Origin of the sequence: Streptomyces cahuitamycinicus (assembly GCF_002891435.1) — a bacterium.
Classification (GTDB): Bacteria; Actinomycetota; Actinomycetes; order Streptomycetales; family Streptomycetaceae; genus Streptomyces; species Streptomyces cahuitamycinicus.
Genome location: NZ_POUC01000181.1, coordinates 1 through 15,251, shown reverse-complemented (window position 1 = coordinate 15,251; position 15,251 = coordinate 1). Strand labels below are relative to the sequence as shown.

The window sequence follows — 15,251 nt, the reverse complement described above, 5'->3', positions numbered from 1 at the left end:
ATCGCGTGGGGGTGGGGGTGGGTGTGATCGTGCGGGTGGTCGTGGTCGTGGTCGTGGTCGTGGTCGTGGTCGTGGTCGTGGTGGTGGTGATCCTTGTGGTCGTGCGCGTGGTCGTGATGGTGGCCGTCGTGGTCGTGGGTGTGGCTTCCGTGGTCGTGTTGACGGCCGTGCGGGTGGGTGTGCGCGCGGTTGCGCAGGGCGCGGCGGAGCAGGCTCGCGCCCGCCAGGGTCACCAGGAGGCCGCTGGCGACACCGAGCCAGGCGATCACCGAGGGCGCCGCCGCCGAGCCGGCCGTGACCAGGAGGCCCAGGGCGATCACGCCCAGGGTGTGCGTGACGGTCACGGAGGCGGCCATGGGCAGGACGTCCTTCATCCGGGCCTGCCCGCCCCGGGCCGCAGCCGTGGCGGCCATGATGGTCTTGCCGTGGCCCGGGGCGAGCGCGTGCATCGCACCCAGGACGACGGCGATGAGGAGGGCCAGCGCGGCGAAGCCGGGGCTGAGGTCCTGCCGGGCCACCAGGTCGTCCAGGGCACGGGTCCAGCGGTCCGCGCCGCGCGGGAGCACCGAGGCCGCGGGGGCGTCCGGCTCACCCCCGGACAGGGCGGCGCCGCCGGGGCGCACCCGCAGGGCGGCCGACGCGGTGTCGGCCGGGGACGACAGCAACTCCTCCGGGTAGCGGGTCAGCTCGGCCGATATCGACTTCTCCGGCACGTCCGAGGCGGCGAGCGTCATACGGTCGCCCCGAGCCGTGATCTCCCGCCAGCCCGGGCCGCCGGAGGCACCCGCGCCGCGGAAGCCGAGGGACACGGTCTTCTCGCCCGCCGGGAGAGGAGCGGTCAGCTCGCACTCCACACGCAGGGTGTCGAGCCCGGCCTGCCCGGGCCGCACGCGCGCGTGGCTGCGCTCGGCGGAGAGGGCGACCTCGCGTCCGTCGACGGTCGCGCGGCTGTCCCCGGCGGCCGCGGCGCACCGCTCGCGGGCCCACATGGCGATGCCCAGACGCTCGATGTCCGGCCCCGCCTGGGTCGCCGGGATCTCGGCGAGGTCCTCCACGTGGTGGACCCGCAGCTCGCCGGGGGCGGCGACCAGGCCGTCGTAGCGGTTGACGGTGAAGTTGCCCAGCGGGTGGGCGCTCGCCGCGGCGGCGGGCAGCAGGGTGAGCGCGCAGGCGGCCGTGAGGACGGCGGCGCCGGACGCGAACAGCCGGCGCAGGGTCACCGGTTCCCCTCCAGGTCCTTGAGTGCGGTACGGGCCTCGCGCGCGCCGAGGGGCGAGAAGCCGGGGTTCAGGTCCAGCGCGGCCTTCAGATGCGTGCGGGCCGCGCGCTCGTCGCCGGCGGCGCGCTCGATGACGCCGCGGTGGTAGAGGAAGACGGCGTTGCGGTACCCGGTCGCGGTCGCCCGGCGGGCGTACGGCAGGGCCTCCTCGTCGCGGCCGTTGACGTGCAGGGCCCAGGCGAGGGCGTCGGCGGTGTGCACGCTCCGGCGGCGGTCCCACTCGGCGCGGGCCGAGCGCAGGGCCTCCTTCTTGTCGCCGTGGTCGGCGGCGGCCATGGCCGAGTCGAGGTCGGCGTTGACGCCGCCGGCACGGGCGAGGGCCGTCCAGGCGTCGACGAGGGCGTACTGGTCGCCGGCCTTGGCCCGGTCGCCGTCGGCGCCCCGGTCCTCGTACAGCTCGCCGAGGGCGACGAGCGGACCGGGCAGCGGGAACCGGGCGACGACCTGCTCGAGCCCGGTCACGGCGGCGGCCCGGTCACCGCTCGAGGCCTGGGCGCGGGCGCGCCCCTCCAGAGCGGGCAGATACGCGTCGTCGGCGGCGAGGGCACGGGCGTAGTGGCCGAGGGCCGTCTTGTACTCGCCCTGGTTCCAGGCGAGTTGCCCCAGCGCGGTGGCGACGTACGCGACGTCGGCGGGCGCGCTCGCGGAGCCCAGGGCGCGTTCCAGCACGGCACGCGCCGTACGGACGTCGCCGCGCAGCTCGTGCACGTACGCGTACCGCGTGAAGACGGGCACGCCCGGGCGCCTGTCGTCGGCGGTGTCGGCGGCCTTCGCGGCGTCGTCGTACCGGCCGAGTTCGACGAGGGCGTCGATACGGGTGCACAGGGCGCGTTCGTTGTAGGGGTTCTGCTTCAGGGCCCGGTCGGCGTGGTTCAGGGCGCCGGGGAAGTCGTGCCGGGCGGCGGCGAGGGCGGCCTGCCCGGCCAGGGCCCGGTCGTTGCCGGGTTCCAGTTCGAGGGACCGCCGCAGGGCGCGCTCGGCCTGCGGATACCGGGAGGGGTCGCCCTTGGTGCGGGCCTGCTCGACGTAGGCGACCCCGAGCGTGGACCAGCTGCCGAAGTCCCGCGGCTGGGCGCGGAGGTGCTTCTGCAGGGACGCGATCCCCGCGTCGAGATCCCCCCGGGCGAGATCGCCGGGCGACAGCGCCCCGGCCGCCGACACGGCGTCGACGCCACTCCCGCCGTCCTGCCCGCCGAAAGCGACGGCCCCACCCGTCACCGCGACCGCCAGCAGCACGGCACACCCGGCCATATGCAGGGCCCGCCACCGCCGCCCCCCGTCGGCGGCCCGCCGCATCGCGGCGACCCGCTGGTCCGTGCCGTCGTCGCCGGCCGGAGCGTGGGGCGGCGTTGTGTGTTCGGCGCCGAAGCCGGTCTCGGCGTGGCGGGCGTCGGATGTGCTGTCGGCGCCCTTGCCGGAGTCGGCCCCCGCCCCGGCAGCCGCGCCGCCCTCCCGCTCCCCGGTGATCCGGGGCTCCGGGTCCGTCGACGGCGCTCGGTCGTCGTCGCGCCTCTCCGGTGTGCTGTCGGTCGTACGCGGAGGCATGACCTCTCCTCGGTCGGATGTGCTGGTGCGTGAGTCGGCGACGCGGCCCGCGCCGTGGGGGACGGGGAACGGGCCGTGCCGCTCGGGGGAGCGGAGCGGGTCAGTACGCCCGGTTCCGCATGCGGCGCCACCACATCAGGGCCGCGCCGATCAGGACGATGCCGCCCGCCCCGGCCCCCGCGGAGGCGGCGATCAGGGGCATGTCGTCCGAACCCTGCGCGCCGGCCGGCTGGAGGGCGTCGCCCAGCTGGCTGCGCACGTCGTTGCCGCCGTCGACGCCCTTGGCGAGCGGGCCGCGCGAACCCTCCGTCGGCAGGGCGACGTACGGGAAGGACTTCTCGAACTTCTTGTCGTTCTCGTCGACCGCGTCACCGAGGTCGTTCTTCGCACCCAGCAGCTCGCCCTCGACGACCTGCAGCGAGGCGTCGATCACGTCGTCGGTGAGGCGACGGCCGTTGGGGAAGCCGGCGTTGTCACCGTCGAGGACACCCAGCCGCTTGGGCTTCGCGGCCGGCTTGATCGAGGTGTTGAGCCGCAGCTGCTCGGAAGGCGTCACGTGCGGGGGCTGGTTGAGGTCCTTGACGCCCTTGAGGTAGACGTCGACCAGGTCGTTGCGCGGCTCGTCCGGCGCCGGGATCTTGTAGATCGCCTCGATGAGCTTGGGCAGCTCCGGGTTGGTGACGTTCTGCAGGAACGCGCCGTCGTCCCGCGGCGTGGACGCGTTGAACTTGTCCTTGTCCTTCAGCGGGTTGACGACCTCGTTGACCAGCGGGTTGCCCAGGCGCGAGACCTGCGCGAAGTACCCCTTGGCATTCTTGCGCTGGGTCGTCGACCAGATGCCGACGACCGGCTGGTCGTGCGACTCGGCGATGAAGCTGTTGGGGACCTGCAGGGCGATCGAGTTGACGTTGTAGCCCTTGAGCGTGTCGTTGCCGACCTCGGAGAGGTTCCCGCCGTACAGCAGGTCGAAGACGCGCAGATCCAGGAAGAACGGGTCGTCGGCCTGCCCGGCGAACGTCTGGGCGCCCCCGGCGAGCTTGTGCACCGCCTGCTTGCGCAGGGTGTTGTAGTCCGGCATCGACGCCTTGCCGACGTTCGACGGCGCCACCGGCGCGTCGTCGGCGACCTTGGTCTTCGACACGGCCTTCAGGTTCCGCAGCTTGATCAGTTCGAGGTCGTACGTCTGCGTGATGTTCAGGTCGGGATCGTCGAGGCTCTCGACCGGACCCGTGTTGTAGAGGAACGTCTTGTCGTTCTTCACATGGGTCTTGAACGTGTACCGGAAGAGCAGGTCCTCCTTCGCGTCACCGTTGCTGTCGATGCGCAGGTCGTACTGGGCGTCCTCGGCGAACGTGAAGAAGTTGGGCCCGCCGGCCGGTTCCTCGAAGGGGATCCAGTTGGCGACGATGGTCGTCGTGTCCGGCTTGTCCGGGCTGACGAACGCGTACACGTCGGTGTTGTCGTACTGCGGGGTCCCCGAGATCAGCGGGGCCTCGCGGTGGCTGGAGGCGGAGGCCGCCTCGGGTTGCAGCGCGGTCACACCGGCGGCCGTGAGCCCGCCGGTGGCCAGTGCGCCACAGATCACGGTCGCGATGCTCGTGCGTCCCGCGCCGGTCCTGGAGATAGGTGTCATGCCGTCCGTCCTCCGTGCCAACTTGCCTGACACACGCCATTCGGAGCGGTCGGCGAAGCGGATTGGTCGAATCTCAAACGTTCTTACGGGGAGTCGGGGAAGTTGTTTCACCGCCGGGGGACCCGCGTTTTCGGCGCGTCGATCCGTAACACCGTCCGGAGGTGTGTGTGTTGCGAATGCCTCGTGCGAGGGGACAGGCCCGGTGCGGCCTCGGAGAGGGGGACCGAGTGGAGGCGGACGAGCTGCTGCTGCTCGTGGCAGGTGGGGACCAGAAGGCCTTCGAGGAGTTGTACGGACTGGTGTCCGGGCCGGTGTTCGGTCTCGTGCGGCGTGTGGTGCGCGACCCCGCCCAGTCGGAGGAGGTGGCTCAGGAGGTGCTGCTCGAACTGTGGCGGTCCGCGGCGAAGTTCGACCCGGGCCGGGGCAGCGCGATGTCGTGGGTCCTCACCCTCGCCCACCGCCGCGCCGTCGACCGGGTCCGCAGTGCCCGGGCGGCCGGAGAGCGCGAGCAGCGCGAGGCGCTGCGCGCGAACCAGCCCGCCTTCGACCAGGTCACCGAGGAGGTCGAGGCCGGCCTCGAACGCGAATGGGTGCGCCGCTGCCTGGACCGGCTCACGGTCCTGCAGCGCCAGTCGGTCACCCTCGCCTACTACGAGGGCTACACGTACCGTGAGGTGGCCGAGCAGCTCTCCCTGCCGCTGGGCACCGTCAAGACCCGGATGCGGGACGGTCTGACCCGCATGCGCGAGTGCCTGGGAGGTGTGGCATGAGCCTCTTCCGCCGCGAGGATCCGCACTCGCTCGCCGCGCCCTACGCGCTCGACGCCCTGGAACCCCCGGAGCGGATCCGTTTCGAGAGGCACATGAAGGACTGCGACCGCTGCACCGCCGAAGTGCGCGCCCTGTCCGAGGACGCCGTCCGGCTCGCCTGGTCGACGGCGGCCCCGCCCCCGGCCGCGATGCGCGACCGGGTCATGCTCGCCGTACGGACGACTCCGCAGGACCCGGCACCGCAGGGCGCCTCTCACGCGTCGGCACGGACACGCGCCACGCAGCTGCCGCCGCACGTGTGGGGTGCCCAGCCACCGCCGCGGCAGCGGCGGCGGATCCCGCTGTTCGTGCCCTTCGCGACGGCCACCGCCGCCGCGGCCCTCGTCGTCGCGTCGCTCTTCGCCGTGCAGGCGAACCGGACCCAGGACCGGCTGACCGCCGAGCAAGATCGGTCACGTGAGATCGCCCACGTTCTGGCGGCTCCGGACGCCCGTGCGGGCAGTGGCCGGGACGGGCGGGGTCGCACCATCGGAGTGATCGCTTCCGCCACGGAGGGGAGTGCGGTGGTCACCCTCGGCGGATACGGCGCCCCCGCGGGCGGCCGAGTGCACCAGCTGTGGCTCATGCGCCCGGGCGCGCAACCACGCTCCCTCGGCCTCTTCGCGAGCGACACGCCCCTGGTCGCAACGGGTCTGGGCGCCTCCGCGACGTCACTGGCCGTGACCGTCGAGCCCGCCGGGGGATCGCCGCAGCCCACTACCCAGCCGATCGTCCAACTCGCCCTGAAATCTGTTGGATTCGGAGAGTAATCGGAGATACATCGTCAACCCCCTTATGGGGAAGGTGAATCCTGTGACCGCGATACACGCGTGCCCGGACGGGGCGATAGGGTTAACCTGCCCGGGCCGGGTGGACTCGTACGGGTGGGGAGTGACATGGAACAGATAACAGTGCGCAGCAGGGCCAGGGTCCCTGCGATCACCTGCGGGAGCAGCGCGACCAGTTCGCGCCTCGACCGCCACCTCTCGGTGCTGGGCGGCCCTGCCGTCCCCCAGCGGGAGACGGTCGAGGCGACCTCGCTGATGCGGGAACTGACCGCGCGTCAGCCGCACGATCGCAGTGGCAGGGGCGCGCGCGTGCGTCGCGTCTCGCTCTTCGCGCCGCTGCGCCGGTTGCGCCGCTCGCTCTTCGGCAGCAGGTAGGGGCCCGCGCTCGGGCGGTCACACCGCTCCCGACGCCGGCGCTGCGACACCCGTCGTCCGTCATCCCCGCGGCACGCAGCGGCGCCAGGTGTGTTCCCGAGCGCGGCACGCCCCCTGTCGGTGCCTCATCCCCGCCCGGCAGTGACCGGGGGCGAAAGTCCGCGACCGCCTGTTCACCGCTCCCCGTGCGCGTACTGACGCACGGCCAGCGGCACGAACACGCCGAGCAGCACGGCGCACCACAGCAGTGACCCCGCGACGGGGTGGGCCACCGGCCAGGCCGCCCCGTCGGGCACCGGCGCGTTGCCGAGGAGGTCCCGCAGGGCCGTCGCCACCGCGCTGATCGGATTCCACTCGGCGACCGTCCGCAGCCAGCCCGGCAGCCCGCTCGTCGGGATGTACGCGCTGGACAGCAGCGGCAGCAGGAACGTCGCCCCGCCAAGCTGGCCGGCCGCCTCCTCGTTGCGGGTGAGCAGGCCGAGGTAGATCCCGGCCCAGGTGCACGCGAAGCGGAACAGCATCAGCAGAGCGAACGCGCCCGCCGCCGCGGGCAGGCTCCCCTCGACCCGCCAGCCCACCGCGAGGCCCACCAGCAGGAACGGGACCGTCCCGCCGGCCGTGGCCACCAGGTCCGCCGCGGCCTGCCCCAGCGGTACGGCCGCCCGGCTCATCGGCAGCGTGCGGAAGCGGTTCGTCACGCCCCGGTGTGTGTCCTGGGCCGCCTGGAACATGCCGGCCATGATCCCGCCCGAGGCGGTCGCCACCAGCAGGCCCGGCACGAGGAAGGTCCGGTACGCCTCGCCCGGCACCGCCAGTGCGCTGCCGAAGACGTAGCCGAAGAACAGCAGCATGCTGATCGGCATCGTCTGGGTGAGGATCAGCAGGCCCGGGTTGTTGCGCAGCCGCAGCAGCTGGCGGCCCAGCATCGCGGTTCCGTCGTACGCCAGCATGCTCATGCGGCACGCTCCTTCTCGTCGGTCGTCTGGGTCGTCTGGGTCGTCTCGGTCGGTTCGGGCGCGGTCTCCGTCAGGCGCAGGAACACGTCGTCGAGGGTCGGCGGCCGCAGGCTCACGTCGAGCAGCGGCACACCCGCCGTGTCCAGGGCGCGCACCAGCAGCGGGATCGTGAGTGTGGGGTCCCTGCTGACCGCGCCGACGGCGTTGCGCTCGTGGTCGAACGACGGCTGGGCGCCCGTCAGCCGGTCCAGCACGGCCGCCGCCTCCGTGAGGGCGTCCGCGCCCGGCACGACGACTTCGGCGTGCGCCCCGACGAGCGACTTGAGCTGCGCCGGTGAACCGGTGTGGGTGACCCGGCCCTGGTCCACCAGGGCGATGTCGTCGGCCAGCTGGTCGGCCTCCTCCAGGTACTGCGTGGTGAGCAGGACGGTCGTGCCCTCGGCGGTCAGGCCGCGCACCACGTCCCGGATGAGGGTGCGGCTGACCGGGTCGAGGCCGGTCGTCGGCTCGTCCAGGAACAGCACGTCGGGGCGTCGGACCAGGCTCGCCGCGAGGTCCAGACGGCGGCGCATGCCCCCGGAGTAGGTGGACGCGGGGCGGTCGGCGGCCTCCGTCAGGCCGAAGCGGTCGAGGAGTTCAGCCGTCCGGCCGGCCGGGCCGCGGACCCGGTGCAGCCGGCCGAAGAGCCGGAGGTTCTGGCGTCCGGTGAGGTCCGAGTCGATCGAGGTGTCCTGCCCGGTGACGGAGATCCGGGCGCGGACGGCGGCGGCCTCACGGACGAGGTCGTGCCCCGCGACCCGGGCGGAGCCCGCGTCCGGCCGCAGCAGTGTGGTCAACAGCCCTACCGCCGTCGTCTTCCCCGCCCCGTTCGGTCCGAGGACCCCGCAGACCGTCCCCTCGGCGACCGCGAGGTCCAGCCCGCGCAGGGCGTGGACCTGCCCGAACCGCTTCTCCAGTCCTTCACTAAGTACAGCGTACGTAGAAGTCATGGCATGACCATAGCGCACTACGTACGCTGTACGTAACTAGGATGGTGCCGAGGTGATGATCGATGGCGGACCGAGCGGCCGTACCCGAAGTGATCTGGGCGCGCCCCGAGCGCACCGGCCGTGGGCCGAAACCGGCGTTCACCCGCGCCGACATCGCGGCGGCGGCGGTGCGGATCGCCGACGCGTCGGGGCTGGACGGGGTCACCATGCGGCAGGTCGCCGCGGAGCTGGGCTGCGGCACGATGTCGCTGTACAACTACGTCCCCCGCAAGGAGGACCTGTACGAGCTGATGATCGACGCCATCGGCTCCGAGCACGAGGTGTTCGAACCCTCGGGCGACTGGCGCGCCGACATGCTCCGCAACGCGGAGGAGACGCGCGCCATCATGTACCGCCACACCTGGGTGCCGCGCCTGATGCCGGGGGTGTTCGGCTTCAGCCCCAACACCCTGCGCTACGTGGAGCACTGCCTGGCCTGCCTCGAACCGCTCGATGTGCCGGCCGGCACGAAGACGGAGCTGATCGCGCTGCTCAACGGCGTGGTGACGACGTACACCGGTAACGAGATCGCGACCGCCGAACGCGCCCGCGCGATGCCGTGGTCGGCGGAGGAGGAGAACGCGGTCCGCATGGCCTATCTGGGCGGCCAGATCGCAACCGGCGCGTATCCGCGGCTGACGGCGGCCTTCACGGAGCAGAGCGGCCCCGTCGACCTGGAGGCGGTGTTCAGACGGGCCCTCGTGCGCATCCTGGACGCCTTCGACCCCGACCTCCGCTAGAGCAGCGCCAGTTGGCCCTCCGGACCCTCCTCGGGGCCCTCCAGTACCGACGCGGGCCGGCGGGCCGTGCTCGGCACCGGGAGGACGCCCGCCGCGCGCAGGTCCGTGGCCGTGATCGGGTCGGGGAGGTCCGGCTCTTCCAGGGGGCGCAGTTCCGCGAGGAGCGCGAGGACGGTGATCAGCTCCAGCAGCTCCGACGTCCAGGACTGGGGCCAGGTCACGGGACGGATCGCCGCCAGGGTGCCCGGCTCGGCGGCGGCGACGCGGGTCGCGAACCACTGCTCCAGCACGCGCACGGAGCCCACCTCGAAGTCCCAGGCCTCCGGCGGCACCGGGGAGATGCGGCCCTCGTCCAGGAACAGGGCCTCCTCGCCCCGGTCGTAGTGCAGCGTCATCGGCCGGGCGGGCAGCGGGGCGCGGACATAGGGGCGGCGGCCGCCGGGGAGCTTCGGGCGTTCGCCGTCGCGGCGCATCAGCCACAGCATCCGGTGCCCCAGCTCCAGACCCCGCTCCCACTGCTCGGCGTCCCCGGTGAGCGGGACGGTAAGGTCCGGGCGAGCCGTGGCGGTGATCCACGCCAGTACGTCCAGCGGCGCCGGGGTGCCTCCCAGACGGGCGCCGAGGTGCTCCGGCAGGCCCGGGGCCAGGTTGGGCTCGCGGCCGCCCGGGCGCCGGAACAGCGGGCGGATCCGGCCGGCGCGCAGCAGCGGGAGCAGCGAGGTGACGAGCAGGGGCGGGGTCGCCTCGGGCGCCTCCGCCACGAAGACCTGCCGTTCGTCCGCCACCCGCCACAGCTCCGGGCGGGCCGCGTCGATCAGCCGCTGGTCGGGGATCAGCCACTGCTCGTCGTAGGGCGCGAGCAGGACGCGCTCCGGTTCCGGACAGGGCCCCGAGGTGCGCACCAGCTTTCCCGTGCCGCTGCCGGTCCGGCCGGGCAGCTGCCCGACCGCCGTGTGCAGCGTGCGCGAGCGGGTCGGTTCGAACAGGGCCTCGCGGTCGGGCCCCTCGGCCTTCACCAAGGCGTCCCAGCGGGCCTTGAGGGACGCCGCGTCGGGCGCCGCCGGCCAGCCCCGGCCGAGCCGCGGCGGTGCGACGGACCACGGCATGAGGTCCGCCAGCAGCGGAGCGTCGTCGTGCGTCACGCTGGGCATCGTACGACCTGACGTCGGCCCGCGGGTCAGGTGGCTTCCAGGGTCACCGTGAAGGAGAACCGGTCGCCCCGGTAGTGGATGACGGCCGCGTCGAGGACCCGCCCCGCGGGGTCGTAGGTCACGCCCGTGTAGTGCAGGATCGGGCTCAGCAGGGGGACTTGGAGCAGTTTAGAGGTCTCCGGGTCGGCCAGCCGCGCCTCCACCGTGTCCGTGATGCGGCTGATGTCCGCCCCCACCACGTCCCGCAGCACCTTGGTCATGGGCCACCGGACGAGGTCGTCCAGATCGATCCGCGCGGCCAGTTCGGGCCGCACGTAGTTGCGGGCGTGATTCGTCGGCTCACCGGTGTTCTCGTCGCTCCGCAGCCGGTGGTACGAGGCGACCTCCCGCACGTCCGGGAAGAACTCGGCGAGTCCGGCCGGCACGGGTGTGCTGCCGTGGTCCAGCAGTTCGGTCGTCATACCGGACTGCTGGGCCACGATCGCGTCCACCGAGCCGAGGAGCCGCACCGGGGAGCCCCTGCGGGCGTGCGGCTCGATGAAGGTGCCCCGCCGCCGGTGGCGCGTGATGAGCCCCTCGTCCTCCAGCTCCTTCAGCGCCTGCCGCATCGTCAGCACGCTCACTCCGTAGTGCCCCGCCAGCTGCTCCTCCGTGGGCAGCCGCAGTGGGTCCTGGGGCGAGCGGCCGAGGATCGAGGCGCGCAGCGACTGCGACACCTGATACCAGAGCGGCAGCTTGCGGTTCAGGACGATGGAGTCCGGGGCGAAGGAGGTCACGGGCCATCCGTACAGCTAGGAAATGATCAGTGCAAGGGGCTTCTGACGGAGAACCGTCAGAAGCTGTCTAGGCGCGGAAGTGCCGCTCCAGGCCTTGCCAGACGTCGTCGTAGCGCCGCTGGAGGTGTTCCGCGCGGGCCGCGTGCGGGGTGAGGGTGAGCGGCCAGCGGGTCTCGAACATGAAGGCCAGACCGTCGTCGATCTTCTGCGGCTTCAGCTCGGCGGCGCTCGCTCGGTCGAACGTCTCCCGGTCCGGGCCGTGCGCCGACATCATGTTGTGCAGCGAGCCGCCGCCCGGCACGAAGCCCTCGGCCTTGGCGTCGTACGCGCCCTCGATGAGGCCCATGTACTCGCTCATCACGTTCCGGTGGAAGTACGGCGGCCGGAACGTGTCCTCGCCCACCAGCCAGCGCGGCGCGAACACCACGAAGTCGACACCGGCCAGCCCCGGGGTGTCCGACGGGGAGGTCAGCACCGTGAAGATCGACGGGTCCGGGTGGTCGTAGGTGATGGTGCCGAGCACATTGAAACGGCGCAGGTCGTAGCTGTACGGCACATGGTTGCCGTGCCAGGCCACCACGTCGAGGGGGGAGTGGTCGTAGGTGGCCGTCCACAGGTTGCCGCAGAACTTGTTCACCACCTCCACCGGGCCCTCGACGTCCTCGTACGCGGCGACCGGGGCGTGGAAGTCCCGCGGGTTGGCGAGGCCGTTCGCGCCGATCGGGCCCAGGTCGGGGAGGCGGAAGGGCGCGCCGTAGTTCTCGCACACATACCCGCGGGCGGATTCGTCGAGCAGCTCCACACGGAAGCGGACACCACGCGGAACCAGTGCCACATGTCCCGGCTCCACATGGAGCAGGCCGAACTCCGTGCGCAGCAGCAGCCCGCCGCGCTCCGGGACGATCAGCAGCTCGCCGTCGGCGTCGCTGAACACCCGGTTCATCGACGCGTTGGCCGCGTACAGGTGCACGGCGATGCCGGTGCGCTGGGTGGCGTCGCCGTTGCCGCCCAGGGTCCACAGGCCTGCCAGGAAGTCGGTCTCGGGCGCCGGGTCGGGCAGCGGGTTCCAGCGCAGGCGGTTGGGGTCGGGCACGGTCTGGTTGAAGGGGGCGGTGCGGACCGAGCCGTTGTGGGTCCGGGTGAACGCCGGGTGCGCGGCCGACGGGCGGATCCGGTACAGCCACGAGCGGCGGTTGTGCGCCCGCGGCTCGGTGAACGCCGAACCGCTCAGCTGCTCCGCGTACAGCCCCAGCGGGGCACGCTGGGGCGAGTTGCGGCCCTCGGGCAGTGCGCCCGGGACGGCCTGAGAGCTGTGCTCGTTGCCGAAGCCGGAGAGGTAGGCCAGTCCTTCGGCGGTCTTCCGTGCCTCCCCTTGCTCGAACCCGCTCGTGCGGGAGGTACCCCCATCGCCCATGATCGCTGCTCCCTTGCGTCTGATTCCTATGCAGTACCGTAGGATTGCGATTTCCCCGACGCAAGGGGGGCGCGCCCTCCTCTCGGGGGATGACACGAACCCGACTTGAGGACGATCCGCAGGGCCGGACGTGTGTTCTAGGCTCCCGAACATGTCGTGGACACGAAGATCTCGCGCCGCGCTCGCGGTCTGTGTCCTCCTCCTGGCCGGATCCGCGGGCTGTGACACCGATGGCTCGCGGGAGGGCGATGCGTCACCCACCCCGGTGGGCGAGGTCCTGGAGGACCGGGACCAGGAGGGTCGGCCCCTTCGTGAGGTCGGGCAGGAGGGCGCCCCGGGCGTCGGCATCGAGGTGCAGCCCGGTACGTCCGGCGGCTGGGACGTACGCCTGACCGTGCGCAACTTCCGCTTCTCGCCGGCCGGCGCGGCAGCCCGCGCGGTGGCCGGGCGGGGCCTCGTCCGCCTCTACGTCGACGACCGTCCCGTCGCCCGGCTCCGCGCCCCCGCCTACCGGCTGGACACCCGCCTCGTCCCGCGTGGCACGCACCGCGTCACGGCCCGCCTCTGCGCCGACGACGGCACCGTGTGGGCCGTGGACGGCAAGCCCGTGGAGAGCACGGCCGACGTCACCGCGTCGGAGTCCGGCCCGGGGGCGACGCCGGAAGCGGCCTCCCGGCGCAAGGCCCGCACGCAGGGAACGGACAGCGGGGGGCGAGGTTCACCGGACCGCGCCCGAGGGGCATCATGAAGCCCGTGCCCCACGCGACATCGCTCCGTCGTGCCCCCGTGCAGCGGCGCAGCGCCGAACGTCTGACCAGGATCCTCGATGCCTGCGCCGACCTCCTCGACGAGGTCGGCTACGACGCCCTGAGCACCCGTGCCGTCGCCCAGCGGGCCTCGGTCCCGATCGGCTCCGTCTACCGCTTCTTCGGCAACAAGCGCCAGATGGCCGACGCGCTGGCGCAGCGCAATCTGGAGCGGTACTCCGAGCGCGTCACCCAGCGCCTGCGGCAGGCCGGTGAGGACGGGGGCTGGCGGACGGCCATGGACGCCGTGCTCGACGAGTACCTGGAGATGAAACGCACCGCGCCCGGCTTCTCGCTCGTCGACTTCGGCAACCAGATCCCGGTCGGTGCCCGTCACGCCGAGCCCAACCACCGCGTCGCCGACCGCCTGACCGAACTCCTCTCCGGTCACCTCGACCGCGAACCCGACGACGATCTGCGCCGGGTCTTCCTCATAGCCGTCGAGACCGCCGACACCCTCGTGCACCTGGCGTTCCGGGTCGCGCCCGAGGGCGACGAGCGGATCATCGACGAGGCCCGGGAGATGCTGCGCGCCTATCTGGCCCGCGCCCTCGACTGACCTCGGTCCCGCCGGACCCTCCCCCAGATGCATACCGGTCGGTATGCTCGGGCGCGTCAGCGCGTCACCGTAGCCGCCGCCCCGGGAGGACCCGTGTCCCGCACCGCCCTGCGTATCTGTCCCCTGTGCGAGGCCACCTGCGGCCTGACGCTCACCATCGAGGGGACGCGCGTCACCCACGCCCGAGGTGACCGCGACGACGTGTTCAGCCGGGGGTTCATCTGCCCCAAGGGCGCCTCCTTCGGGGCGGTCGACTCCGACCCCGACCGGCTGCGCACGCCGCTCGTACGGCGGGACGGCGAGCTGCGGGAGGCCACCTGGCAGGAGGCCTTCGACGCGGTCGCCGCCGGTATCCGGCCCGTCGTGGAGCGCCACGGCCCGAACTCCGTCGGGGTCGTCCTCGGCAACCCCAACGTGCACACCATGGCCGGCGCCCTCTACCCGGCCGTCCTGCTCGCCGGTCTCGGCACCCGCAGCGTCTTCACCGCCTCCACGGTCGACCAGATGCCCAAGCACGTCTCCAGCGGCCTCCTCTTCGGCGACGCGAACGCCATCCCCGTGCCCGACCTCGACCGCACCGGCCATCTGCTCCTGATCGGCGCCAACCCGCTGGAGTCCAACGGCAGTCTGTGCACCGCCCCCGACTTCCCGGGCAAGCTGAAGGCGCTCAAGGCCCGGGGCGGCACCCTCGTCGTGATCGACCCGCGGCGCACCCGCACCGCGAAGCTCGCCGACCGGCACATCGCCGTCCGGCCCGGCACCGACGCGCTGCTGCTGGCGGCCATGGCGCAGGTGCTCTTCGAGGAGGGGCTGACGGAGCCGGCCCCGCATGTCCAGGGGGCCGGCGAACTGGCCGAGGCCCTGCGGGAGCTCACCCCGGAGGCGGTCGCCGGGGCCTGCGACGTCGAGGCCGGCGTCATCCGCGCCCTCGCCCGCGACCTGGCCGCCGCCCCGGCCGCCGCCGTCTACGGCCGCATCGGCAGCTGCACCGTCCCGCACGGCACCCTGGCCAGCTGGCTCGTCGACGTCCTCAACATCCTCACCGGCAACCTCGACCGGCCCGGCGGCGCGCTCTTCCCACAGGCCGCCACCGACAAGACCCCGCGCCCCGCCGGACCGGGCCGGGGCTTCGCCCTCGGACGCTGGCACTCCCGGGTGAGCCGGCACCCCGAGGCGAAGGGCGAACTTCCCCTGTCGGCCCTCGCGGAGGAGATCGACACCGCCACGGAGGAGGGCGCACCGGTGCGCGCGCTGATCGCCGTCGCCGCCAACCCCGTGCTCTCCGCGCCCGACGGCGACCGGCTCGACAGGGCGCTCGACTCGCTCGACTTCATGGTCAGCGTCGACCCGTACCTCAACGAGACCTCCCGCCACGCCGACGTGGTCCTGCCC

Annotated in this window: 15 protein-coding genes; 7 read left to right on the top strand and 8 right to left on the bottom strand. The window is 72.8% G+C overall.

Annotated features, from left to right (window positions below):
• From C1J00_RS23330 to C1J00_RS23320, 3 genes are all read right to left on the bottom strand, one after another.
• Positions 1–1,220: HoxN/HupN/NixA family nickel/cobalt transporter (locus C1J00_RS23330; protein ID WP_102911012.1), on the bottom strand; the 1,220-nt coding region annotated here is incomplete at its 3' end.
• On the bottom strand, positions 1,217–2,824 hold the full coding sequence (locus C1J00_RS23325) for a tetratricopeptide repeat protein (protein ID WP_102911011.1): 1,608 nt from the start codon (positions 2,822–2,824) through the stop codon (positions 1,217–1,219). The genes C1J00_RS23325 and C1J00_RS23330, both read right to left, overlap by 4 nt.
• Before the next feature lie 100 nt (positions 2,825–2,924).
• Complete coding sequence (locus tag C1J00_RS23320) at positions 2,925–4,457, bottom strand: DUF4331 domain-containing protein (protein ID WP_102911010.1); 1,533 nt, start codon at positions 4,455–4,457, stop codon at positions 2,925–2,927.
• 227 nt (positions 4,458–4,684) lie between these two features.
• On the opposite strand from C1J00_RS23320, the gene C1J00_RS23315 reads away from it, so the two are divergent.
• The 3 genes from C1J00_RS23315 to C1J00_RS23305 all read left to right on the top strand — a co-directional run bounded on the left by C1J00_RS23315 (position 4,685) and on the right by C1J00_RS23305 (position 6,429).
• Entirely contained in the window at positions 4,685–5,227 is a 543-nt protein-coding gene (locus tag C1J00_RS23315; protein ID WP_102911009.1) for a sigma-70 family RNA polymerase sigma factor, read from the top strand.
• Positions 5,224–6,036: an anti-sigma factor gene (locus C1J00_RS23310; protein WP_102911008.1), complete on the top strand. Its 813-nt coding sequence runs from the start codon at positions 5,224–5,226 to the stop codon at positions 6,034–6,036. Before C1J00_RS23315 ends, C1J00_RS23310 begins: the two co-directional genes overlap by 4 nt.
• Before the next feature lie 126 nt (positions 6,037–6,162).
• Entirely contained in the window at positions 6,163–6,429 is a 267-nt protein-coding gene (locus C1J00_RS23305) for a hypothetical protein (RefSeq protein WP_033312817.1), read from the top strand.
• A 173-nt stretch (positions 6,430–6,602) separates the two neighbouring features.
• Here C1J00_RS23305 and C1J00_RS23300 read toward each other — a convergent pair whose 3' ends face one another.
• Both C1J00_RS23300 and C1J00_RS23295 read right to left on the bottom strand, forming a co-directional pair.
• Entirely contained in the window at positions 6,603–7,385 is a 783-nt protein-coding gene (locus tag C1J00_RS23300) for an ABC transporter permease (protein ID WP_102911007.1), read from the bottom strand.
• Positions 7,382–8,374 (bottom strand): ATP-binding cassette domain-containing protein, encoded by a 993-nt coding sequence (locus C1J00_RS23295; RefSeq protein ID WP_102911006.1) that lies wholly within the window; start codon positions 8,372–8,374, stop codon positions 7,382–7,384. Before C1J00_RS23295 ends, C1J00_RS23300 begins: the two co-directional genes overlap by 4 nt.
• A 62-nt stretch (positions 8,375–8,436) precedes the next feature.
• Between C1J00_RS23295 and C1J00_RS23290 the strand changes: the two genes are divergently transcribed.
• Positions 8,437–9,153: a TetR/AcrR family transcriptional regulator gene (locus C1J00_RS23290; protein WP_102911005.1), complete on the top strand. Its 717-nt coding sequence runs from the start codon at positions 8,437–8,439 to the stop codon at positions 9,151–9,153.
• Here C1J00_RS23290 and C1J00_RS23285 read toward each other — a convergent pair.
• The 3 genes from C1J00_RS23285 to hmgA all read right to left on the bottom strand — a co-directional run bounded on the left by C1J00_RS23285 (position 9,150) and on the right by hmgA (position 12,494).
• Entirely contained in the window at positions 9,150–10,304 is a 1,155-nt protein-coding gene (locus C1J00_RS23285; protein ID WP_102911004.1) for a type ISP restriction/modification enzyme, read from the bottom strand. The two genes, C1J00_RS23290 and C1J00_RS23285, sit on opposite strands and share 4 nt — an antisense overlap.
• 26 nt (positions 10,305–10,330) lie before the next feature.
• Positions 10,331–11,080 (bottom strand): GntR family transcriptional regulator, encoded by a 750-nt coding sequence (locus C1J00_RS23280; RefSeq protein ID WP_102911003.1) that lies wholly within the window; start codon positions 11,078–11,080, stop codon positions 10,331–10,333.
• A gap of 67 nt (positions 11,081–11,147) precedes the next feature.
• Positions 11,148–12,494 carry a homogentisate 1,2-dioxygenase gene (gene hmgA / locus C1J00_RS23275; RefSeq protein WP_102911002.1) on the bottom strand — a complete coding sequence of 449 codons (1,347 nt, stop codon included), beginning with the start codon at positions 12,492–12,494 and terminating at the stop codon, positions 11,148–11,150.
• Between the two features lie 151 nt (positions 12,495–12,645).
• Between hmgA and C1J00_RS23270 the strand changes: the two genes are divergently transcribed.
• The 3 genes from C1J00_RS23270 to C1J00_RS23260 form a co-directional block, all read left to right on the top strand.
• On the top strand, positions 12,646–13,242 hold the full coding sequence (locus tag C1J00_RS23270) for a hypothetical protein (RefSeq protein ID WP_102911001.1): 597 nt from the start codon (positions 12,646–12,648) through the stop codon (positions 13,240–13,242).
• Positions 13,239–13,859 (top strand): TetR/AcrR family transcriptional regulator, encoded by a 621-nt coding sequence (locus C1J00_RS23265; RefSeq protein WP_102911000.1) that lies wholly within the window; start codon positions 13,239–13,241, stop codon positions 13,857–13,859. The genes C1J00_RS23270 and C1J00_RS23265 overlap by 4 nt, the downstream gene beginning before the upstream one ends.
• A 93-nt stretch (positions 13,860–13,952) precedes the next feature.
• The coding region (locus C1J00_RS23260; RefSeq protein ID WP_180989659.1) for a molybdopterin-dependent oxidoreductase at positions 13,953–15,251 on the top strand (1,299 nt) is incomplete at its 3' end.

Coding starts and splice junctions, on each gene's coding strand:
- C1J00_RS23265 (WP_102911000.1), top strand. CDS start 13,239: ATGAAGCCCGTGCCCCACGCGACATCGCTCCGTCGTGCCCCCGTGCAG.
- C1J00_RS23295 (WP_102911006.1), bottom strand. CDS start 8,374: ATGACTTCTACGTACGCTGTACTTAGTGAAGGACTGGAGAAGCGGTTC.
- C1J00_RS23285 (WP_102911004.1), bottom strand. CDS start 10,304: ATGCCCAGCGTGACGCACGACGACGCTCCGCTGCTGGCGGACCTCATG.
- C1J00_RS23300 (WP_102911007.1), bottom strand. CDS start 7,385: ATGAGCATGCTGGCGTACGACGGAACCGCGATGCTGGGCCGCCAGCTG.
- C1J00_RS23270 (WP_102911001.1), top strand. CDS start 12,646: ATGTCGTGGACACGAAGATCTCGCGCCGCGCTCGCGGTCTGTGTCCTC.
- C1J00_RS23325 (WP_102911011.1), bottom strand. CDS start 2,824: ATGCCTCCGCGTACGACCGACAGCACACCGGAGAGGCGCGACGACGAC.
- C1J00_RS23305 (WP_033312817.1), top strand. CDS start 6,163: ATGGAACAGATAACAGTGCGCAGCAGGGCCAGGGTCCCTGCGATCACC.
- C1J00_RS23310 (WP_102911008.1), top strand. CDS start 5,224: ATGAGCCTCTTCCGCCGCGAGGATCCGCACTCGCTCGCCGCGCCCTAC.
- hmgA (WP_102911002.1), bottom strand. CDS start 12,494: ATGGGCGATGGGGGTACCTCCCGCACGAGCGGGTTCGAGCAAGGGGAG.
- C1J00_RS23290 (WP_102911005.1), top strand. CDS start 8,437: ATGGCGGACCGAGCGGCCGTACCCGAAGTGATCTGGGCGCGCCCCGAG.
- C1J00_RS23320 (WP_102911010.1), bottom strand. CDS start 4,457: ATGACACCTATCTCCAGGACCGGCGCGGGACGCACGAGCATCGCGACC.